This window comes from Marinobacterium stanieri (assembly GCF_900155945.1).
GTDB classification, from domain to species: Bacteria; Pseudomonadota; Gammaproteobacteria; order Pseudomonadales; family Balneatricaceae; genus Marinobacterium; species Marinobacterium stanieri.
Genome location: NZ_FTMN01000001.1, coordinates 428,891 through 449,000, shown reverse-complemented (window position 1 = coordinate 449,000; position 20,110 = coordinate 428,891). Strand labels below are relative to the sequence as shown.

19 protein-coding genes are annotated in these 20,110 nt (G+C 56.1%); 17 read left to right on the top strand and 2 right to left on the bottom strand.

Going from position 1 to position 20,110, the window contains the following annotated elements; all coding sequences use genetic code 11:
- Nucleotides 1-687, top strand: a 687-nt coding sequence (locus BW956_RS02115; RefSeq protein WP_139327124.1) for a TRAP transporter large permease subunit, incomplete at its 5' end; no start/stop codon positions are given.
- A 48-nt stretch (nt 688-735) separates the two neighbouring features.
- Here BW956_RS02115 and BW956_RS02110 read toward each other — a convergent pair.
- Nucleotides 736-1,716, bottom strand: a complete 981-nt coding sequence (locus BW956_RS02110; protein ID WP_076460421.1) for a porin — start codon at nt 1,714-1,716, stop codon at nt 736-738.
- A 173-nt stretch (nt 1,717-1,889) separates the two neighbouring features.
- Nucleotides 1,890-2,828 carry a LysR family transcriptional regulator gene (locus tag BW956_RS22160; RefSeq protein WP_139327105.1) on the bottom strand — a complete coding sequence of 313 codons (939 nt, stop codon included), beginning with the start codon at nt 2,826-2,828 and terminating at the stop codon, nt 1,890-1,892.
- Between the two features lie 120 nt (nt 2,829-2,948).
- Between BW956_RS22160 and dctP the strand changes: the two genes are divergently transcribed.
- The 16 genes from dctP to gspD all read left to right on the top strand — a co-directional run bounded on the left by dctP (nt 2,949) and on the right by gspD (nt 19,591).
- Entirely contained in the window at nt 2,949-4,037 is a 1,089-nt protein-coding gene (gene dctP / locus BW956_RS02100) for a TRAP transporter substrate-binding protein DctP (protein WP_076460417.1), read from the top strand.
- A 3-nt stretch (nt 4,038-4,040) separates the two neighbouring features.
- A complete protein-coding gene (locus BW956_RS02095) occupies nt 4,041-4,550 on the top strand; it encodes a TRAP transporter small permease (protein ID WP_076460415.1) in 510 nt (169 codons plus the stop codon).
- Complete coding sequence (locus tag BW956_RS02090) at nt 4,547-5,839, top strand: TRAP transporter large permease (RefSeq protein WP_076460413.1); 1,293 nt, start codon at nt 4,547-4,549, stop codon at nt 5,837-5,839. The genes BW956_RS02095 and BW956_RS02090 overlap by 4 nt, the downstream gene beginning before the upstream one ends.
- Before the next feature lie 131 nt (nt 5,840-5,970).
- The gene (locus tag BW956_RS02085) at nt 5,971-7,584 is read left to right on the top strand and encodes a GMC family oxidoreductase (RefSeq protein ID WP_076460411.1); all 1,614 of its coding nucleotides are present in this window, start codon (nt 5,971-5,973) and stop codon (nt 7,582-7,584) included.
- Nucleotides 7,571-8,989, top strand: a complete 1,419-nt coding sequence (locus BW956_RS02080; RefSeq protein ID WP_076460409.1) for an aldehyde dehydrogenase family protein — start codon at nt 7,571-7,573, stop codon at nt 8,987-8,989. The genes BW956_RS02085 and BW956_RS02080 overlap by 14 nt, the downstream gene beginning before the upstream one ends.
- Before the next feature lie 427 nt (nt 8,990-9,416).
- On the top strand, nt 9,417-11,126 hold the full coding sequence (gene gspE / locus BW956_RS02075) for a type II secretion system ATPase GspE (protein WP_076460407.1): 1,710 nt from the start codon (nt 9,417-9,419) through the stop codon (nt 11,124-11,126).
- 3 nt (nt 11,127-11,129) lie between these two features.
- The gene (locus BW956_RS02070) at nt 11,130-12,335 is read left to right on the top strand and encodes a type II secretion system F family protein (RefSeq protein WP_076460405.1); all 1,206 of its coding nucleotides are present in this window, start codon (nt 11,130-11,132) and stop codon (nt 12,333-12,335) included.
- A gap of 14 nt (nt 12,336-12,349) precedes the next feature.
- Complete coding sequence (gspG, locus tag BW956_RS02065) at nt 12,350-12,787, top strand: type II secretion system major pseudopilin GspG (protein WP_076460403.1); 438 nt, start codon at nt 12,350-12,352, stop codon at nt 12,785-12,787.
- Nucleotides 12,768-13,232, top strand: coding sequence for a prepilin-type N-terminal cleavage/methylation domain-containing protein (locus BW956_RS02060; RefSeq protein WP_420811600.1), 465 nt, complete (start codon nt 12,768-12,770; stop codon nt 13,230-13,232). The genes gspG and BW956_RS02060 overlap by 20 nt, the downstream gene beginning before the upstream one ends.
- Nucleotides 13,225-13,623, top strand: a complete 399-nt coding sequence (locus BW956_RS02055; protein ID WP_076460400.1) for a type IV pilus modification PilV family protein — start codon at nt 13,225-13,227, stop codon at nt 13,621-13,623. The genes BW956_RS02060 and BW956_RS02055 overlap by 8 nt, the downstream gene beginning before the upstream one ends.
- A complete protein-coding gene (locus BW956_RS02050) occupies nt 13,620-14,306 on the top strand; it encodes a prepilin-type N-terminal cleavage/methylation domain-containing protein (protein WP_076460398.1) in 687 nt (228 codons plus the stop codon). Before BW956_RS02055 ends, BW956_RS02050 begins: the two co-directional genes overlap by 4 nt.
- Entirely contained in the window at nt 14,281-15,210 is a 930-nt protein-coding gene (locus BW956_RS02045) for a type II secretion system minor pseudopilin (protein ID WP_175611950.1), read from the top strand. The genes BW956_RS02050 and BW956_RS02045 overlap by 26 nt, the downstream gene beginning before the upstream one ends.
- Nucleotides 15,207-16,283 (top strand): PilN domain-containing protein, encoded by a 1,077-nt coding sequence (locus BW956_RS02040; RefSeq protein WP_076460396.1) that lies wholly within the window; start codon nt 15,207-15,209, stop codon nt 16,281-16,283. The genes BW956_RS02045 and BW956_RS02040 overlap by 4 nt, the downstream gene beginning before the upstream one ends.
- A complete protein-coding gene (gspM, locus tag BW956_RS02035) occupies nt 16,280-16,876 on the top strand; it encodes a type II secretion system protein GspM (protein WP_076460394.1) in 597 nt (198 codons plus the stop codon). The genes BW956_RS02040 and gspM overlap by 4 nt, the downstream gene beginning before the upstream one ends.
- On the top strand, nt 16,873-17,424 hold the full coding sequence (locus BW956_RS02030) for a hypothetical protein (protein WP_076460392.1): 552 nt from the start codon (nt 16,873-16,875) through the stop codon (nt 17,422-17,424). Before gspM ends, BW956_RS02030 begins: the two co-directional genes overlap by 4 nt.
- Nucleotides 17,417-19,591, top strand: a complete 2,175-nt coding sequence (gene gspD / locus BW956_RS02025; protein ID WP_244894310.1) for a type II secretion system secretin GspD — start codon at nt 17,417-17,419, stop codon at nt 19,589-19,591. The genes BW956_RS02030 and gspD overlap by 8 nt, the downstream gene beginning before the upstream one ends.
- Nucleotides 19,592-20,110: the final 519 nt, after the last annotated feature.

The following is a 20,110-nucleotide window of genomic DNA, read 5'->3' as shown; positions in this document are numbered from 1 at the left end:
GGTGAAAAGACCGAATGGCCCGAACGCCTGCAGACCATGAAAGGGGTCTGGGGTGTGCTGCTGCTGTTCACCATCGTTATGGGCGGTATCTACCTGGGTATCTTTACCCCGACCGAAGCGGCGGGTATCGGTGCCGGTGGTGCCTTCCTGATCACCCTGTTCCGTGGCCGCATGACCCTGCGCAACCTGTTCGAGACGCTGGCGGACACCGCCCGTACCTCGGCCATGCTGTTTGCAGTGGTAATCGGTGCATTGATCTTCTCCGACTTCATCAACCGTGCAGGTCTGCCGGACATGCTGCTGGAGATGGTCACCGCCATGGACGTGGCGCCGATCGTGGTGATCCTGGCGATTCTGGCGATCTACATCGTGCTGGGCATGGTGTTCGAGAGCCTGTCGATGATGCTGCTGACCGTGCCGGTGTTCTACCCGCTGGTAGCGAGCCTGGGCTTTGACCTGGTGTGGTTCGGTATAGTCGTCGTAGTCGTGACCGAGATCAGTTTGATCACACCGCCAGTGGGTATGAATGTATTCGTACTCAGTGCAGTATTAAGGGATGTGAAAACGGGCACGATCTTCAAGGGCGTGACCCCGTTCTGGTGCGCAGATATCGTGCGTCTGGCGTTGATCGTGTTCATCGCCCAGATTGCACTGTTTCTGCCGGAGATGCTGTACCGCCAGGGTTGAAAAGGTGCCGCCTGAAGGGGAGAGGCGGCACCCTCCGTTTGCGATGCTTTAGAACTTCAGGTTAACACCCAGTGCGATGTTGTCATCGCTGTTGTCGTACTGGCCGGTTTCAGCCCAGAGCGCAATGTTCGGGCTCAACTCTTTCTTCACCTGGAACACTACACCGCTGTTGTCGGCGGCATCAATGTCGGCATCCTTGTCATAGTAGCCCAGCGCGGCTGACATGCCTTTTCCGAAGGAGTAGCGGGCTGCTACACCGTAGGAGTCGAAATCGTTGCTGTTGAAAGTATCTTCGTTGATTTCATAGGTTGCACCCAGGTGCAGCTGGTCGAACTTATAACCGGCTGTGAAGGCCATGCGGGTGTAGTCGTCTGTGGCGACAGGGTGCATGTTGGCGTCTACCTGAATGTGGCTGAGGCCCCAGTTCAGTTTCTCGCCCTTGTGGACAAGACGGATGGCTTTGACTTCGGCATCCTCATCGTTGTCTTCCTGAACGGCCAGAATAGCCGCAACGATAAAGGTGTTGTGCCAACGCGGTGTGATATACGCGATTACATCCTGACCTTCATCTGCCTGGTTGAAGATCGGGTTGCCCGTCGAGGTCTCACGGCCGTTGTGCGTTTCGTTGTATTCAAAGATGTTGATGTTGTCGTACAGGTTACGGTAGGTGCCGCTGGTGGTACGGGGAGCGAGCAGGAGGGTACCGTACTGTGTCGGGAAGAAAGCCTTGGCTTCTTTGACGCGGATTTCATCGTCATCAGCAGCGCTGTCATCACGGTTGGCGGCTTGCGCCATGTCCACCGTGAATTCGTATTTCATTTTGAAACTGTCATAGCTCACAAGGCCTTTTACACCGGCTTCCAGCTCGAAAGCTTCGGGGTCAAAGTCCTTGTTTTCAACTTCCAGGGCACCAAAGCTGGTGAACATGTGGAAGTCGGGCTTGCTGAACTCAAGCGCATCATTTGCTGATGCAGCAGATGCCATGAAAATACCCAGTGCCAGCGCGGAAGGCTTAATATATTTCTGCATTGTCGTTCTCTTATTTTCGTATTTTTGTTTTAAAGACAGGCGGAAATTAGCACTGGATTTTCAATAAAAAACACGGGGTTTCATTTGGTGAAACGCTGTGTGCGACTTGGGTATTTTTGCACTAATTGGCATGAATTGAGGCTTTGGCAGCTGTTGATGCCTGGCCTTGTGAACTAGTCGGGTACGACTGCAGCGGCTGCATCTCTCAGGCTGTTGAGCAGTACCTGGCAGGAGTGATCAATCTTGGCGTCTTTCAGGGTGAAGCAGCACATGGGGCCACGCAGAAGATTGACGGGCAAGTGCAAGCGCTTGATCATGCCCAGGCGTTCGTACACAAGGGCGAATTGATTGGGCAGAGCCATGAGCATGAGTGAGTTGTTGAGTATGCCCAGAGCCTGCGGGTAGGCATCGATCTGAATGTCGGTCAGGTTATGCTTGATGGCGGGGCGGTCGACAAAGACGGTTCGATTCAACACCTTCCTGAGCGCAGTTTCCGGTGGTGTGAGAATCCAGGGCCAGGAGGCGATTTCTCTCACATGCAGTTTGGTGCTGTTGGCCAGCGGGTGCGCCGGGTCACAGACGATGCAGCTTCTTTCCTGATATAGCTCGTGAATATCGGCGATGTTCAAATCAGAGCTGAATTCGGCATGGGATAGCATGATATCGATATTGCCATCGGCCAGGTCACGAAAGAGTTTGTCGGTTTCCGCTGTTTGAATGGTAAAGCTCACCCCGGGCAGGATGCTGCGCGCCTGGTCCAGAGCACGCCCCAGTACAAATGATGAAAACGCCGGAATGGTGCCAATGCGCACTTCTCCCCGAATCCCTTCCTTCAAGCCAGCCAACTCTGTTTGTGCCTGTTCCAGCTGCGAGAGTATGCGGTCTGCGTGGCGCAATAGACTTTGACCCGCTGCGGTCAGGGTCATCTGCCGTGTGGTGCGGTCAAAGAGTTTGGCCTCTACCATCTCTTCCAGTTGCGACAGGGCGCGCGATAGAGCCGGTTGGCTGGTATGCAGAATTTCTGCACTGCGGCGCATGCTGAGTTCCCGGCCCAGTACACTCATGAGCCGGAGCTGCTTGATCGTAATATTACGGGTGAGGGGACGCTGCATGATGAAAGCGGCCTATTGATATCATTTTTGTTAATAATGATGTTAAACAATCAATTTGTTTTGAGGCAACTAATATTTCAGTATCTTCGTCACCATAACTCTAATAACAGGACTGAAAACATGATCAAGGCATTTACCAAAGTGCTGGCAGTGGCTGCTGTCTGCGGTATGAGTGCACAGACAATCGCTGCGCCTACCAAAATCCTCTTCAACTCCTTTATTCAAAAAGGTCACCTGTGGAACCAGGGCGTCCTTTTCCCCTGGCTGGATATGGTGACTGAAGCCACCGACGGCCGAGTGGTATTTGATGTTCCTCCCACGTCCCTTGCGGCACCCCAGGCACAGTATGACGGTGTGGTAAAGGGTGTGTTTGATGCGGCCTACACCGCCAACATCTTTGTTGAAAACCGAATCAAGCTGCCGGCCTACACCGCCAACATCTTTGTTGAAAACCGAATCAAGCTGCCGGCCATCGGCCAGCTGCCTTTCAGCCAGGTGTCGTCTGAAGCCAGCTCTCTGGCATTGTGGAAGACCTACGAGAAGTACTTTGCCCAGGCAAACGAGTACAAGGATGTCCATCTACTGGCACTTTGGGTGGGTATGGGCGGTGATATCGTCAGCCGCGAAAACCCCGTTGATTCCATTGATGATTTGCAAGGCGTTAAGGCCTATGCACTGCCGGGTTCCACCGCTGACATGATGGAGCGCGCCGGTGCTGCGGTTGTTGCTGTTCCGGCGGTGCGCAGCTATGAGCTGGTATCGTCCGGCACTGTCGATGTGTTTGCCGGCCTGGATGGCTACGACTTCGAGATGTTCAAGAACATGCAGTACGGCAAGCATGTCACCAAGGTCCCGGGCGGCACGGCATCTCCAGTCTTCAGCATTTTTATCAACAAGCGGGTCTGGAATCGTATCTCCGAGGAAGACCAGGCCACCATTACCCGTTTGGCACGTGAGCCGCTGGCAAAGCTGATGGGTGTGTATGACCGCAATATGCGTGAGTCAGAAGAGCGACTGAGCGCGCAGGGTGTTGTGTACGCAGAACCGTCCGAATCGTTTCTGGCAGACCTGAAGCGTGTAGGTCAGCCGAGTATCGATGCCTGGTTTGCGGAAGCGGAAAAGCTGGGTGTGAATGGTCCTGAAGCGCTTGAGTATTACATCAGCGAAGCCAAACGCATCGACCAGCAGTTGCAGCAGCGCGAGGACTGACCGATGGCGGCATGGATTAAAACCCTAGCCCGCTCTTCGGGCTCGCTCTATCAGGCGGTGGGAGCGTTTTTGATGCTCTCCATCGCAGGCCTGATGTCGGTTGATGTGATGGGGCGTTACTTCCTGAACATGCCCATTAATGGCTCGTACGACATGATAGAAGCGTTGATGGCGCTCTGTGCCTTCTGGTTCATGCCGCAGTTGTCCCGCCATAAACAGCATATCAGCGTCACCCTGTTTCGAGCGCGCACTGGCTGGATTGCGCGGCTGCAAACGGTGCTGATCGAATTGCTGTCCTGTGGCGGTGCGCTTTTGATGAGCTGGTGCCTGTTTGTGATTGCCGGCGAGTATAACGATATGCAGGAGGCGTCCATGGTACTTGGCTTGCCCAAGGCACCCATCGTCTACACCTGTGCCGGCGTGTCCGCACTCATGGCGCTGGCGCATCTGACTAACGTTCTGATTTCGGCCGTGCAGCATGGAAAAGAGTCACAACAGGAGATTGCATCATGACGGCGGCTCTGATTGGTTTTGCAACGGTATTGGGCCTTGCCTTCTTTGGTGTGCCTCTGGGCTTTTCCATGTTGCTGGTCGGGTTTGTCGGCTTTGCCGCTCTTCGTGGTCTTGAGCCGACGCTGGCAATCCTGCCACAGCTGCTGGTGGATTCGTCGTTCACCTTTGGCCTGTCGGTATTGCCTCTGTTTATCCTGATGGGGGTGTTCATTCACCGGGCAGGTGTGTCCGAAGAACTCTACGACACGGCCCAAACCTGGCTGGGCAGCTACCGAGGCGGTCTGGCGCAGGCTACGGTCGCCGCCTGTGCCATGTTCGGCATGATCTCCGGCAGTTCACTGGCAGCCTCGGCCACCATGTCGAAAGTGGCGATTCCACAGATGCAGCAGCGTGGCTATTCACTCGGGCTGGCCAGTGGCTGTGTAGCCGCTGCCGGCGTGCTGGGGATGCTGATTCCGCCCAGTGTGCCGTTGATGATTTACGGCCTGATTGCGGATCAGGATATTCGTCAGCTGTTTATCGCTGTCACCGTGCCGGGTGTATTGGTCGCACTGTCTTTTGTGGTGGCGGTGATTCTGTACTCGATTTTCCGCCCGACAGACCTCCCCTCGGGTGGCGAACCCTGCAGCCTGAAAGAGAAGCTGTCTTCCCTCAAGGGCGTGATCTGGACCCTGATCCTGTTTTTAGTAGTGATTGGTGGCATGTACGGCGGTGCTTTCACCGTAACCGAAGCTGCCGGGGTTGGCTGTATGGGCGCTTTCGTAATTGCGCTGATGCGCGGCACCCTTGGGGTCCAGGGCATGATCAGCTGCGCCATGGAAGCCGGCAAAACCACTGGCATGCTGTTCCTGATCATCTTCGGTGCAATGATGTTTACCAACTTCATCAACCTGAGCGGCTTCTCCTGGGCGCTGGGTGAATGGGTACGTGAACTAGGCATCGGTCGTATCGGTATTCTGCTGGCCATTGCCGTGATCTACATCCTGCTTGGCTGTGTGCTGGAAACACTGGGACTAATGTTGCTGACTGTACCGATTTTCCTGCCCATCGTGATGGAGTATGGCGTTAGCGGTATCTGGTTCGGTGTATTCCTGATCATGATGGTGGAGCTGGGTCAGCTGACACCACCGGTAGGGCTGAATGTTCTGACGGTGAAAGCGGTGGTACCCCAGATACCCACATCAAAGATCTTTATCGGGGTGTTGCCCTTCCTGTTCTGCAACCTGGTGATTGTGGCGTTGATCATCATGTTCCCGGAAATCGTATTGGCACCGCTTAGCTGGTTCTGACCCGGCAACTGTTTCCTCTGCTGTTTGTGCAAATCCTGCCTGTGTGGTCTGAGCCACTCAGCAGGGGGACTGTTGCCGTAATTTGCATATTAAAAGTTTCTAATTAATCGAATAAAAATCGGAGTCATCAGATGCAAGAGACAGACATTCTGATCATTGGTGCCGGCTCCGCCGGTTGCGCTCTGGCTGGCCGGCTTAGTGAAGACCCCAATATTCATGTCACCCTGGTCGAAGCGGGTGGCACGGCCAGGTATCACTGGATCGATATTCCCATCGGTTATTTCAAAACGGTCGGCAACCCGCGTTTTGACTGGGGCTTTGAAACCGAAGCCGACCCCGGCATGGACAACCGCCAGCTGCCCTGGCCACGAGGCAAGGGCCTGGGAGGTTCCAGCCTGATCAATGGCATGTTGTACCTGCGTGGGCATCAGGCTGATTACGATCATTGGGCTGAACTGGGTAATGAAGGCTGGAGCTGGCAGGACGTCTTGCCCTATTTCAAGAAAGCACAGTGCCGGGAAGGCGCATCTGGCGATACTATCGGCAAGGATGGCCCCCTGTGGGTGTCGGAGCTGGATAAAGAGCCGGTGTCTGATGCCTTCATCGCGGCTGCTGCAGAGCAGGGCATTCCGACCACGAGTGACTTCAATACCGGTGATAACGAAGGTGCTGGCTACTTCCAGATGACGACGCACAAGGGCCGGCGCATGAGTACGGCGCGGGCCTATATCACGCCGGTGAAGCAGCGACCGAACCTCCAGGTGCTGACCGGCTGGCAGGCGCGCCGCGTGCTGTTTGAAGGTACACGAGCCGTGGGTGCCGAGTTCCAGGTTGGCGACGGGCAAAAGACACTCAAGGCGCGTAAAGAGGTGATTCTCTGTGCCGGTGCCATCCAGTCGCCACAGTTGCTGCAGCTCTCCGGTGTCGGTGATCCCGAATTGCTGGCGCAGTTCGATATTCCGGTGGTGAGCCCGCTTAAGGGAGTGGGGCAGAATATGCAGGATCACCTGCAGGTTCGCCCGAATTACCGCTGCCGCCAGGATGTGGAAACCCTGAATGATATTGCCAACAGCACTATCAAGGGAGCACGGGAATTCATCAAGTATGTGTTTGCCCAGAAAGGCGCTCTCAATGATGGTGTGTACCGGGCGGGTGCCTTCTACAAGTCATCCCCTGAAGTGCCATTCCCGGACGTGCAGATTCATTTCGGGCTGGTCAGTTTTGACCGTCCCCATCAGCCGCCACATCCTTTCCCGGGGATTACTCTGTCGGCGTGCATTCTGCGTCCCTATAGTCGTGGGTCGCTGGAAATCTGCAGTGCCGATCCCCTGGTGCCGCCGAAGATCCACTCCGGTTATCTCGAAGATGAGCGTGACCAGAAACTGGCGGTGAGCATGGTGAAGAAGATGCGTGCCATTGCCCAATCCGGGCCGCTTGCCAATCTGGTCGAAGATGAGCATGAGCCTGGCCTGAATATCGAGGATGATGCCGCGTTGCTGCAGTGGGTGCGTCAGCGTGCCGGCAGTATTTTCCACCCGGTCAGCACCTGTGCCATGGGGCCTGATTCCGATCCGATGGCCGTGCTGGATGCGCGCTTACGCGTGCGTGGCGTGCAGGGCCTGCGTGTTGTCGATGGGGCTTCAATGCCGGCAATCGTGTCCGGCAATACCAATGCACCGATCATCATGATGGCCGAAAAGGCGGCTGACCTGATTAAGGAGGATGTGGCGAATGAAACTCTGTAAGACGCTGTATATAAATGGAACTTCCGTCGCGCCTGCAAACGGCACTCTGGATGTGTTGAACCCTGCGACCGAAAAAGTGCTGGCTTCGGCCCCGGTTGCCAGTACTGAGCAGGTGGACCGGGCGGTTGCGGCTGCGCGCAGTGCCTTTGTGCAATGGCGAGACACCAGCGATGAAGAGCGCTCGCAAGCTCTGTTGCGTATTGCCGACCGGATGGAAACGCACGCGGATGAGCTGGCGCGTATTATCGTGCATGAACAGGGTAAGCCCCTGATGATTGCTCAGCGCGAAGTGGCGGGTGCTACAGCCTGGGTGCGATACACAGCGGGTCTGACGTTGCCGGTAGACGTGGTATTCGAGGACGACAGCAAGCGTATCGAGGTGCACCGCAAACCTTTGGGTGTTGTTGGCTCCATCACGCCCTGGAACTGGCCGCTGATGATTCTGATCTGGCATCTGATGCCGGCGCTGAAAGCGGGTAATACGGTGGTGTGTAAACCCTCCGAATATACGCCGTTTCATGCACTGCGCCTGTTTGAAATTATTGGTGAAGAGTTGCCGGCCGGGGTGATCAATGTGGTCAATGGCCGGGGCGATATCGGTCAGGCCATGAGCGAGCACGATGGCATCGACAAGATCGTGTTTACCGGTTCAATAGCCACCGGCAAGCGCATTATGGGGGCGGCTGCGGGTAACCTGAAGCGCCTGACCCTTGAGCTGGGCGGCAATGATGCGGCGGTTGTGTTGCCGGATGTGGATCTGGAACAGGCGGCAGAAGGCATTATTGCGGCGGCTTACAAGAACATGGGTCAAACCTGTGCCGCACTGAAGCGTCTTTATGTTCATGAAGACATTCATGATGCCCTCTGTGAAAAGCTGGTCGCGGTTGCCCAACGCCATGTGGTGGGTGATGGCATGGAGCCCGGTGTCACCTTCGGCCCGGTGCAAAACAGTATGCAGTACACCTACCTCTGCGGCCTGCTGGATGATATTCGCGAGCAGGGCGGTATCTTCCTCTGTGGCGGGGAACCGCTGCCGGGTAAAGGCTATCTGATTCCGCCGACCATCGTGACCAATGTTGATCCGCACTCGCGGATCGTTCAGGAAGAGCAGTTCGGTCCTATTTTGCCGGTGATTCCGTTCAATGACCTGGAAGAAGTGATTACGCTGGTCAATGAGCCTCAGGAAGGGTTGGGCGGCTCGGTCTGGAGTGCAGATATTGAAAAGGCTCAGGCAATTTCCAGCCGTTTTGAGTGTGGCTCCACCTGGATCAACTTCCACGGCGAAGTGCATCCGTCAGCACCTTTTGGTGGCTGCAAACAGTCTGGCCTTGGTGTCGAGTTTGGCCAGGAAGGCTTGATGGAATATACCTCTGTGCAGACGAGGCATATTCTCAAGCAGGGCTGAGAGGCTCTGTTCTGTTCCCGCTGCTGAGAGGTCAACGGGGACTTTTTTCAGCCGTCCGTTTTGACTCCACTGGCGGACGGCTTTTTTTATTTTTCCCTCCCGCTCCTGAATTAGAATTTCTGATTCCATTCACACCCGCAATCAGAGCCTGGATGTCCATCCGGGTCACTTATGCAGACCTCTATCGTCGACCGAGGCTTCTTACTGCAAGCTGTAAACGCTGGTTTACACTTTTTGAAAACGAGCAATGTCGTTTAAAAAATATACAGTTCGGATGCTATGGAAACTCTATTTCCGACTACAGTTATAGGGTAGTCGGCGTGTCTGATTCCGGCCCCCAGATCAACACGGCAGTGGTGTACTGTACAAGGCAAGTTGGTACTTTCTTCATGCCCTGAGCCTGTTCCTGCAGGCGAGGAGGGATGAAATGAGTGAGCTTTCACCTTCCCAGCCACTGGATCCTGAGGAGGCCTTTCTTTCCGAGCTGGTCCGTCGTGGACTGCTCTCCGAGCCTGACCTGGAACGGGTCTCGAGGATGCGTGCGGGCCGAAACGAGCCCGAATCCTGGCCCGGCCTGCTGGTGCGTCTTGGCCTGGTGTCCGAGCGTGATATGGCAACGGCTCTGGCGGATGCATTGGAGTCCCCCCTGCTGACACCTGAAGAGCTTGTCAGCCGTTGTGAAACAGGTTCCAACCTTTCTCTGCGTTTCATGCGTGAAAACCAGCTCATGCTGCTTGCTGCTGATGACAGTTCGCAATCACTGGCGATGGCCGACCCGTTCAACACCTACCTGATCAGTGCCGTTGAAATGGCGATACAGAAGAAGGTTGCCGTCGAGGTGGCCGTAGGCTCTGAGATTGTACAGGTGCTGGATCAGCTTCATGGCGAAGGCCAAAGCCAGATGGGCGATATTCTGGCAGACGTCAATGCGGCAGAAGATCAGGAAGAAAGTGTCGAAGCTCTTATGGACATGGCCAGTGGCGCGCCGGTTATTCGTCTGGTGAACCTCATTATTCAGCGCGCCGTGGATGCCAGGGCTTCTGATATCCACATTGAACCCTTCGAAAACCAGTTGAAAGTACGCTATCGCATTGACGGTGTGCTCCGCGAAGAGGAAGCACCGCCGGTGCAGCTGTCGTCCGCGGTGATCTCACGTTTGAAAATCATGGCACGGCTCAATATTGCCGAACGCCGTCTGCCTCAGGACGGCCGTATCGAGATCAGGGTACAGGGCAAGGAGCTGGATATTCGTGTCTCAACCGTGCCCACCATGTTTGGCGAAAGCGTGGTACTGCGTCTACTTAACCGTGACAGCATCAGTTTTGATTTTGCCAGTCTTGGATTTACCGACACCTGCCGGGAACAGCTGGACCGTTTATTGGCGATTCCACACGGGATGATTCTGGTGACGGGGCCAACCGGCAGCGGTAAAACCACCACCTTGTATACCGCGTTGCACCAGCTCAATACACAGGTTCGCAAGCTGATTACAGTGGAGGATCCGGTGGAGTACCAGTTGCCGGGCATCAACCAGATTCAGGTGAAAAGCAGCATCGGGCTCAGTTTCGCCAATGCGTTGCGATCCATTGTGCGCCAGGACCCTGATGTGATTATGGTGGGTGAAATGCGTGACCTGGAAACGGCGCGTATCTGTGTCCAGTCGGCTCTAACAGGGCATCTGGTGCTCTCTACCTTGCACACCAACGATGCGGCAACCAGCGTAACGCGATTACTGGAAATGGGTGTCGAAGACTACCTGCTGACCTCAACCCTGCATGCGGTATTGGCCCAGCGGCTGGTGCGACGTCTTTGTCCTGAGTGCCGTCAGGCCTATACACCCTTACCGGAACTGATTCGTGAGTTGGGTCTGCCCGATGAAAACAGGGTACAGCTCTGGCATGCCCCGGGCTGTGAACACTGTGGCGGGGCCGGTTTTAAAGGGCGCCTGGTGATTCACGAATTGCTGCCGGTGGATGACAACATTCGTCGCCTGATTCTGGACCATGCCGATTCCGGGCGTATCCAGCAAGCCGCCCGTCAGGCCGGTATGGTCAGCATGTATGAAGATGGTTGCCGCAAGGCACTGGCCGGGCTGACCAACATGGACGAGGTGCTGCGTGTTACGCAGGAGGACTGAGCCATGGCGACCTATGTATATCTTGCACTGACCCCCAGCGGAGAGGAACGCAAGGGCGAGTTGGATGCCAGCAGTAGCGAAGCGGTGGTTCGCCAGTTGCAGCAGAGCGGGTTGATACCCGTTCAGGTTGATCAGGCCCGGACAAACATCGGCTTGAGCGGCCTGCGTGGCCCCCGCAACCGTTTGCAACGGGTTCAGCAGTTCTCACAAGAGTTGGCAGAACTGATGCGTGCCGGTATTTCACTTGATCGTGCCTTGCACATCATGGGCAACGCCACCGGGGATGAAGAACAAAAAGCGGTTCTCAAGCGCATTCAGGACAGTGTGCAGCGTGGTCAGTCCCTGTCTGTAGCTTTGCGACAGCAGGATGGCCTCTTTTCTCCTTTCTATATCAGCATGATTCAAGCGGCCGAAAGTGCGGGCAGCCTGGCTGAGGGGTTGAGCGACGCGGCCAACTATCTTGAGCGCAATCGAGCACTGCGGGAGCAGCTCACCTCGGCACTGATCTACCCCGCCATTCTGTTTGTCGTAGCACTGTTCTCGCTCACCATCATCATGGTTTATGTCATTCCCCAGTTTGAGCAACTGTTTGCCGATATGGGGGAAGCCCTGCCGCTATCGACACGGGTGGTGGTTACCAGCGCTGAATGGGTGAGGGACTTTGGTCCCTGGTTCCTGCTTATCCTGGTTTTGCTATGGCTTGGGCTGCGACGTCAGCTGCAGCGACCGGAGTTGCGCCTGAGTTGGGATTCCGCCCTGTTGCGTTGGCCACTATTGGGAGATCTGTTGCAGGGCGTTGAAACCGCTCGCTTTTGCCGCAGCCTGGGCACTTTGCTCAAAGGCGGAGTTGCACTGGTGCCGGCACTTCAGCTGGCAAGAGGTACGTTGACCAACGCCGCGTTTGTCACGGTGATTGAGGAGGTGACCGAAGACGTCAAGGCCGGGCGACGGTTGGCGGATCAGCTGCAACAGTCCGGTTGTTTCCCGGTAATGGCGATGCAGATGATTCAGGTCGGTGAAGAAACCGGCCAGCTGGATCTGGCATTGCTCAAGGTTGCGGAGCGTTACGACCGTCAGGTGAGCACATTGCTGCAGCGTCTGTTAACGCTACTGGAACCCATTCTGATTGTCGGGCTCGGCGTGCTGATTGCCGGCATCATTATGTCGATTCTGGTGGCGATCATGTCGATCAATCAATTGCCTTTGTAAGGCAAGGAGACACCATGAAGCCGAAAATTGCCGTTCATCGGCCAGAACACAAGGGCTTCACTCTGCTTGAGCTGCTCGTTGTACTGGTGATTCTCGGGCTGTTGGCCAGCCTGGTCGGTCCTCAGGTACTGCGGCATGTTGGCAGCTCCAAAAGTCAGACCGCCGCTCTGCAAATATCGGAGCTGGGGGCTGCGCTGGATTTGTACCGGCTGGAAGTGGGGCGTTACCCGAGCAACAACGAAGGCCTGGAGGCGTTGATCAAGAAGCCTTCCGGTGTCAGCAACTGGAATGGCCCTTACCTGAAGAAGAAACTGGTGCGCCTAGATCCCTGGGGTAATGAGTACGTCTATGAATACCCCGGTACGCACGGCGATTACGACCTTTATTCGTTGGGCGCTGATGCCAGTGCAGGGGGGGAGGGAGAGAACCGTGATGTGGTCAGTTGGGAATAACTCCCGGCAACCGGGGTTCACACTGCTGGAACTGCTGGTTGTACTGATGATTGCGTCGCTGATGCTGACAATGGTTGCTCCCAACGTTAGTCAGGTGATGCCTGGCAGTGAGCTGAAAGCGTTTGCGCGTCACACCACGGCACTCTTGCGGGAGCTGCGCAGTGAAGCGGTCAGTCGTGCAGATGTGCGTGCTTTGCGGTTTGAGCCGGAGCAGCGTCGCTTTGTGACCCCGCAACTGTCGCTGGAGTGGCCTGATCAGGTTCTGGTGGAGCTCAATGCGGGCCAGCTGCCGGCGTTGATGACCCCTGTTGCTGAGAGCCAGACGTTGATGTTCTTTGCCGATGGCAGCAGCAATGGCGGGATACTGCTGCTACAGGGCGAAGCTGCCAGACAGTACCGGATTCAGGTCGATGCACTGACCGGGAGGGTGAAAATCCATGACTAGGTTTCGCCAACTGAGCGCCGGCTTTACCTTGCTGGAAGTGCTGGTCGCATTTGTGATGTTGGCTGCTGTTCTGGGTGTCATTCTGCGCATTAATGCGCAGGTGCTGGAAGGCACTCACCGGGCCAGTGAGCGTCAGCTGGCGCTGATGCTGGCGCAATCCCAGCTGGATCGAGTGCTGGCAAATGCCGAACTTGAACCGGGACAGCTGCGCGGCGACCTGACCATACCCGGTTATCGCTGGGAGCTGGATGTCTCTCCTCTGCAAGCGGCAGAACAGGTACCTGATGCTGAACGACTGCGTGTCACTCCCTATCAAATTGATCTGCATGTGTACTGGGCCGAGCAGCAGCACCTGGTGCTCAGTACGTTGCGGTTGGGGCGATCATTATGAAGCGGACAGTGCGAGGCTTCACCCTGCTGGAGTTGCTCATTACGTTGGTGTTGATGGGGCTGGTCATGTTGCTGGTATTCGGTGGTCTGCGTATCACCTCGCGCATATGGGAGGCGGCCGAACAGCGTCAACAACAGGTTGCCGAGCATTACCAGTTACAGCAGGTACTGCGGCGTTTGATCAGCCAGGCGCAGAACCGCCGTGTACGTGATCAGGAGGGGCGTGTACAGCTGGCGTTCAAGGGGGAAGCAGACCAGTTGATTTTTGTTGCTCCGGCCTCTCGTTCAAACAGCAGAACGGGGGCGAATTGGTATCGCCTTTACCAGGCACCTGCTTCCAGCGATCAGCCTGCGGCCTTGATGTTACAGGCCCGACCTTTTGCCAGCGGCGAGGCGGTCGATTGGGTCGGGCTGTTCGAGCCGGGTGTCACTGATCTGTCTGAACCGGTGGTGTTGAGTGAATATCAGTTGTTGCCGCTCTCGGATGCAAGTATACGCCTGGTCTACTGGGGGCAGCAGGATCGATGGCTGGCCGAGCAGCCTGACTGGGTGGAGCAAAGTGTATTGCCCCGGTTGGTTGAGGTGCACATAGAGTATGAGTCTGAAATGGCAGCCGAAGCCTGGCCTGTGCTGGCGGTGGGGCTGCAGGAGTATCTATATGATACGCGTCGACAGGCTTTTTAACCCTTCTCAGGCCGGTGTCATCCTGGTGATAGTGCTCTGGGTGCTGGTTTTGCTTAGCCTGATAGCGACCAGCCTTGCGGTTGGAGGGCGCAGCTTCAGTCGTCAGGCACTCAATGCTGAAGAGGGTGTGCGTGCAGCCATGGCGGCTGATGCCGGACTTGGCTGGGCGCTTTGGCATATTCAGTTGCCGGGCGGTGGTGGCTGGCTAGCCGATGGTGATGTGCGTGAGCTGGTGCTGGCCGGTGTTCAGATCAAAACTGCGTTGTTTGATGAAAGCGGCAAGGTGGATCTGAACAGCGCCCCGACAGAACTGCTGGATGCGTTGCTGGCGTCATTGATGACCGATAGTCGCCAGCGGGCGGCACTGGTTGCGGCCATAGAGGACTGGCGGGACCCCGATGATCTGGTGCGCTTGAATGGTGCTGAGGTGGATGACTACCTGGCGGCAGGTCGTGCAGAAGGGCCTGCCAACAGACCGTTCCAGACTCTGGTAGAACTGCGGCAGGTGCTGGGTATGGAAGAGCCTGTCTTCCAGGGCCTGTCGCCGAGCCTGACACTGGTCACACGCAGCCGAACCATTAATCCGCAAGTGGCTCCCTTTGACGTTCTGATGGCGTTGCCCAACGCCAGTACCGGTGTAGTTGAAGCCTACATTGAACAGCGCCGAGAAGCCTGGGCCGATGGCCTGCCGGTGCCGGAGCTGCCTTTTGATGCTGCGCCCTATGTGGGCAACGGACGTACAGGCGTACATTATCTTGTCTATACCGAAGCACGGCTGGGTACCCGGTCTCGTGCTCTTAAAGCCGTCCGTTTACAACGCCGTGGTGCGCGGCTGGAGTTGGAGTCTGAAGTCGCACTGCCCCCTCCCGGACGGGTGTTCAGCGAACAGGAGGCGGGGCTATGAAGGCTCATTCCGGCCCGGTGGCGGGCATCAATCTTGTTCAATCGATGAAGGGCTTCTGGCGCTGGTGGGCCGGAGAGCTGGAGCTGCTGATACCGGCTCGCTTGCGTCAACGCCTGCAAGGGCGTGAACGGCGCTTGAGGTTCACCGGTGATGCGGTGGAAGTGGATGTGGCGGGCCAACCGCAAAGCATAGCCCTGGACCAGATCAACCAAGACCCGACATTAGCGACCTGGCAGTCACAGGACAGGCAGCACACGCGCTTGCTGGTGACACTGCCGGATGCCGGGTTGCTGCACAAGGTCATCCAGTTGCCGGCTGCAACCGAGCCGCGGCTGGCCACTGTACTGGGATACGAGTTGGACAGGCATACCCCCTTTACCCCGGAGCAGGCCAGTTTTGGCTATCGAGTGCTTGGCCGGGATCGAGCAGCCCGTTCGCTTGAGGTTGAGCTGTTCGTTATGCCCAATGAACAGCGCCAACGCCTGGTTGATGCTCTGGAAACCTGTGCTCTGGTGCCTGCCTGGATAGTGCCGGAGAGGCTGGCGAATGATATATCGCTCCGGCATCAGCTTAATTTGATGCCGGAGTCCTCGGTCGTTTCATCACGTAAACGCCGCTATGCAGGAAGGCTGGCGCTGTTATGTCTGGTGCTGGCAACCGTTGCTGGCCTTTTCTACCTGCAGCAGCTTCACCTGCAGCGATTGCGAGAACAGGTCACACCCTTGCAGCAGGATGCCCAGCTGGCAGAGCAGGTTCGCAGCGAGGCCGATGCGCTTGAGCGCAGTGCGCGCTTTGTGGTTCAGCGTCGACAGCAACAGCCCTCGGTCCTGATGCTGCTCGATGAACTGACACGTCAGGTGCCGGATAACACCTGGGTTAACCGGTTGGAGTTGAAGGGACGGGAGCTGCAGGTGCAGGGGGAATCGTCCAATGCCTCAGCCTTAATCAGTTCGCTTGAATCATCAGAGTTCTTGCGTGATGTCAGTTTTACCTCACCGATCACGATCAACCCCCGTTCGCGCAAGGAGCGGTTCAGCCTGAAGGCAGAAATAGAGCGGGAGGAGGCACCATGATGGCGCTTACACCGGGTCGAAGCCGTTGGCTCGCCATTGGTTTGTTGATCATTTTGACCCTGCTGATTATCCGGGTCGCGTTGCTGCCGCTGTGGATCCACTGGTTCAGTGTGGCCGATGAAATCGACATGCTGGAGCAACGCCGGGATGTCTATGAACGCCTGGTTGATTCTTTGCCAGGGCAACGGGAGCGGCTGGAGACCTTGCAACAGCAGGTGCCCTCAGAAGCCTGGTACCTGCAAGAAAGTACTCCGGCTCTGGCGGCTGCCAGCCTGCAACAGTTATTGCATGGACGCGCCAGCAGCAGCGGGGTGCAGGTGGTCAGTACTCAGATTATTAACGAACCCGCTGAGCAAGGGTTACAGACGGTTGTCATCCAGGCACATCTGCGCGGCGATCTGGGGGAGGTGGTGGATCTGCTCTACACGCTGGAGTCGGGGCAGCCGCTGTTGTTTATCGATAACCTTACGCTCCTGGCCAATCCACGACGAGCGGCAGCCAATACCCGTGCCACCCGAAGCAATGGGCGTACAGATCATCTCGACCTGCGCATGAATCTGACCGGTTATACCGGCCAGGAGGTGCAACCGTGAAAGTCTTGACCCTGGTGTTAATCGTATTGTGCTGCTCAGGCAGGCCAGGCCTGGTGTGGGCCGGCGAACATGGCCTTGAAGGGGCTGGCACAGGCCTGTCCCTGAGCCTGCCACTGCTGCCCCCGAAAACCGACTTTGACCGCATACTTGAGCGGCCTCTGTTTTCAGAAACACGCTCACCGTCGCAGGACACCAGTGCTGACCAGCCCGTTAGCTCTGCACGAGAGCTACGGGAGCAATGGAAGCTGACCGCCGTGATCCTGACGGGCGAACAGATGACCGCTCTGCTTCGCCAACGTAACGGTGTACTGCATCGGCAATTGCAAACCGGGATGCCGCTGGATGACGCCTGGGTACTGAGCGAAATAGATGACACCAGCGTGGTGCTGGTTGCAGGTGACAATGAAGTGCGTCTTCAACTGCTTGAGCCGCGAAATACAGCCCCCTTGATCAGCGACTCGCCCCAATCAACAGACTCCGGGACAGATACCGACAGTGCAACCGCTGCACAGGACTCAGCTGATCCCAGGGAGGTGCCAAATGAGTAGTCGATTCATGGGTAGAGAGCCCTGGCGCGCTTTCTATAGTGTTAAACCGGTTTTCTTGATGGTTCTTATACTGGGGCTAAGTGCCTGCGCACTGGATGAAACACGTAACCCCAATGCCCTTGATAGCCCCTGGTATGAAGTGCGCGACCCGGCGGCTGATCGCCCGGTAGCCAGCCGTATCCGGGAGCAGCGCGGTGTTCAAACGAGTACCGTGGATAAAGGCCGTTTCAGCAGTGAAGCGTCCCCCACGGCACCTGAGCAACCTCCTCCTGCGGAGTATTACACTGGTACAGGCAGTTTTGTGGACCTGAGTGAAGGCCCCGAGGTCGCGCCTGTCAGCGGCGATATCACCTTTAATTTCCAGGATGCCGAAATCGGCGAAATCGTCAAAACCATTCTGGGGGATATCCTGAGGGTCAACTACATCCTGGATGACCGTGTTCGCGGGGTAGCCAATATGCAGACGGTGCGTCCGATCAGCCGGGATGCGCTGATACCGACGCTGGAACATCTGCTGCAAATCAACGGTGCTGCTCTGGTGGATCAGCAGGACTTTTACGAAGTGGTGCCAATTGACAGTATCAACGGCGGTACGGTGAGCCTGAAAGCCAACCTGAGTGCTGATAGAGGCTATCAGATGCTGGTTGTGCCCCTGCAGTACATCGGTGCGCAGGAGATGCTCAAAATCCTGGAGCCGATGAAACCTCAACAGGGGATTCTGGAAGCGGATGTTCGCCGCAACATGCTCACCCTGGCCGGTACCCAGGCGGAGCTGATTAACCTGAAAGAGACGATTCGGGTATTTGACGTTGACCAGTTGAAAGGGATGTCAGTGGGGCTGTTTCGGTTGCAATCGGTCGATCCTGAGCAGCTGATGACAGAGATGGATGTGATTTTCGGCGATGCTGCAGAAGGCCCCTTGGCTGGTGTGGTGAATTTCTTGCCCATTGAGCGTTTGAACGCCTTGCTGGTTATTACGCCACAGAAAAAGTACTTGTCGGATGCTGCCGCCTGGATTCGTCGGCTGGATAGAACGGAAGGGGCCCAGGGCTTGGGCATGTATGTCTATTACGTGCAAAACGGACGTGCGGAAAGGCTCGGTGAAATGTTGAGCGAGCTGTTCGAAGGACAGCGCCGCAGCCTGCAATCGCAGCCGCTGAGTCCCGCTCCAGCCTCTGACTCAGGAGATGAGCAGGAAGCCCCGGACGTCAGGCCAACATCGTCGGGCGCTTCACCGGCCAGTCTGGATGTAGGCGAAGTGGAGATTATTGCTGATGCCGAAAATAATGCCTTGTTGATCATGGCGTCGCCGACCGATTATGACAAGGTGTTCCGAGCAATCGAAAAGCTGGATGTGTTGCCGTTACAAGTGCTGGTTGAAGCCACGATTGTGGAGGTTACGCTGGAAGATGAGTTGCGCTATGGGCTGAACTGGTTCTTTAAAACGAGCCATGGCAGCAGCCAAGGGGTGGGCACCATTGGCAGTGGTTCCTTTCCGAGTGCTTCGGAGTTGTTGGGCAGTGCCAGTTTCGAGGTGTTCAAATCCGGCGAAACCCGTGCCCTGCTGGATATACTGGCCTCGGACTCTCGCCTGAATGTTATCTCCTCACCTTCGCTAATGGTGTTGGATAATCATACGGCCGAAATTCGTGTCGGTGATCAGGTGCCCATTCGCACGTCTGCGACCACCAATACGGCCAGTGATGATCTCAATACCACCAGCACCATTCAGTATCGGGATACCGGGGTGTTGCTGGAAGTGACCCCACGCGTAAACTCCGGAGGCATGGTGGTACTGGATATCACTCAGGAGGTGAATGATGTCGCGGGTGAAACCACCAGCTCCAATATTGATTCGCCCACCATCATTCAACGCAGAATTAATACCAGTGTCGCCGTGCAAAGCGGCGAAACCCTGGTGCTGGGCGGGTTAATCAAGGAAAACAAGACCAATGGTGGTGAAGGCGCGCCCTATCTGCGCCATGTTCCATTGGTCGGCTGGGCGTTTGGCAGTCGAGGCAAGAGTGTAAGCCGCACGGAACTGGTGGTGATGATTACACCAACGGCGGTGACGGATACTGCAGATGCACGTCAGGTCACCCGGGAGTACCAGAACAAACTGCGTGGACTGGATTTGGCCCCGAGGGCGCTTGATCAGTCCGAATAGCCTTGTTTTTCAGCTAAGGCCCGGTAACCCCGGGCCTGTTTTATTTCTGGAACCTTGTAACTTCACGCTTACAGCTGAGGAACATTGGTAAAAGCTTAATTTTTTCAATGAGTTAGCCATTTTGTGGAAGTTTATCTGTCAAAAAGACCGTATATTCCACATCACTACTTCCTGCCTTTAAAAGAAATATTCTTTATATATCAATTGGTTAATTGTCTGGCACGTTCCTTGTATTAACCAGCACACCAAGCGGCTTTGGCGATAGAACAGATCGTGCTGTGCAGGGAATGAACCTCGCAGCCCGGTCAGTAAGGGGGGAGGCCTGGCCTCAAATCTCTTATCTCCATCAAGTCGATGTGTGCTGGCAGTTCCTGCCAATCAGCAGGACAGCAGTTGGGGGCTGAAGGTTACACACATAAAGCGGTACGCCGGAGTCTTGGCCAGCCACCGAACACACCGAGGAGATGGAACAAATCGGCAAGGGGTTAAAAACGTAAGCCTCAAGCCGAAGGAGGTGGG

Coding starts and splice junctions, on each gene's coding strand:
- BW956_RS02080 (WP_076460409.1), top strand. CDS start 7,571: ATGAAACTCTGTAAGACGCTGTATATAAATGGAACTTCCGTCGCGCCT.
- BW956_RS22160 (WP_139327105.1), bottom strand. CDS start 2,828: ATGCAGCGTCCCCTCACCCGTAATATTACGATCAAGCAGCTCCGGCTC.
- BW956_RS02095 (WP_076460415.1), top strand. CDS start 4,041: ATGGCGGCATGGATTAAAACCCTAGCCCGCTCTTCGGGCTCGCTCTAT.
- gspG (WP_076460403.1), top strand. CDS start 12,350: ATGAAGCCGAAAATTGCCGTTCATCGGCCAGAACACAAGGGCTTCACT.
- BW956_RS02045 (WP_175611950.1), top strand. CDS start 14,281: ATGATACGCGTCGACAGGCTTTTTAACCCTTCTCAGGCCGGTGTCATC.
- BW956_RS02055 (WP_076460400.1), top strand. CDS start 13,225: ATGACTAGGTTTCGCCAACTGAGCGCCGGCTTTACCTTGCTGGAAGTG.
- BW956_RS02040 (WP_076460396.1), top strand. CDS start 15,207: ATGAAGGCTCATTCCGGCCCGGTGGCGGGCATCAATCTTGTTCAATCG.
- BW956_RS02090 (WP_076460413.1), top strand. CDS start 4,547: ATGACGGCGGCTCTGATTGGTTTTGCAACGGTATTGGGCCTTGCCTTC.
- gspE (WP_076460407.1), top strand. CDS start 9,417: ATGAGTGAGCTTTCACCTTCCCAGCCACTGGATCCTGAGGAGGCCTTT.
- dctP (WP_076460417.1), top strand. CDS start 2,949: ATGATCAAGGCATTTACCAAAGTGCTGGCAGTGGCTGCTGTCTGCGGT.
- BW956_RS02085 (WP_076460411.1), top strand. CDS start 5,971: ATGCAAGAGACAGACATTCTGATCATTGGTGCCGGCTCCGCCGGTTGC.
- gspD (WP_244894310.1), top strand. CDS start 17,417: ATGAGTAGTCGATTCATGGGTAGAGAGCCCTGGCGCGCTTTCTATAGT.
- BW956_RS02060 (WP_420811600.1), top strand. CDS start 12,768: ATGTGGTCAGTTGGGAATAACTCCCGGCAACCGGGGTTCACACTGCTG.
- gspM (WP_076460394.1), top strand. CDS start 16,280: ATGATGGCGCTTACACCGGGTCGAAGCCGTTGGCTCGCCATTGGTTTG.
- BW956_RS02110 (WP_076460421.1), bottom strand. CDS start 1,716: ATGCAGAAATATATTAAGCCTTCCGCGCTGGCACTGGGTATTTTCATG.
- BW956_RS02070 (WP_076460405.1), top strand. CDS start 11,130: ATGGCGACCTATGTATATCTTGCACTGACCCCCAGCGGAGAGGAACGC.
- BW956_RS02050 (WP_076460398.1), top strand. CDS start 13,620: ATGAAGCGGACAGTGCGAGGCTTCACCCTGCTGGAGTTGCTCATTACG.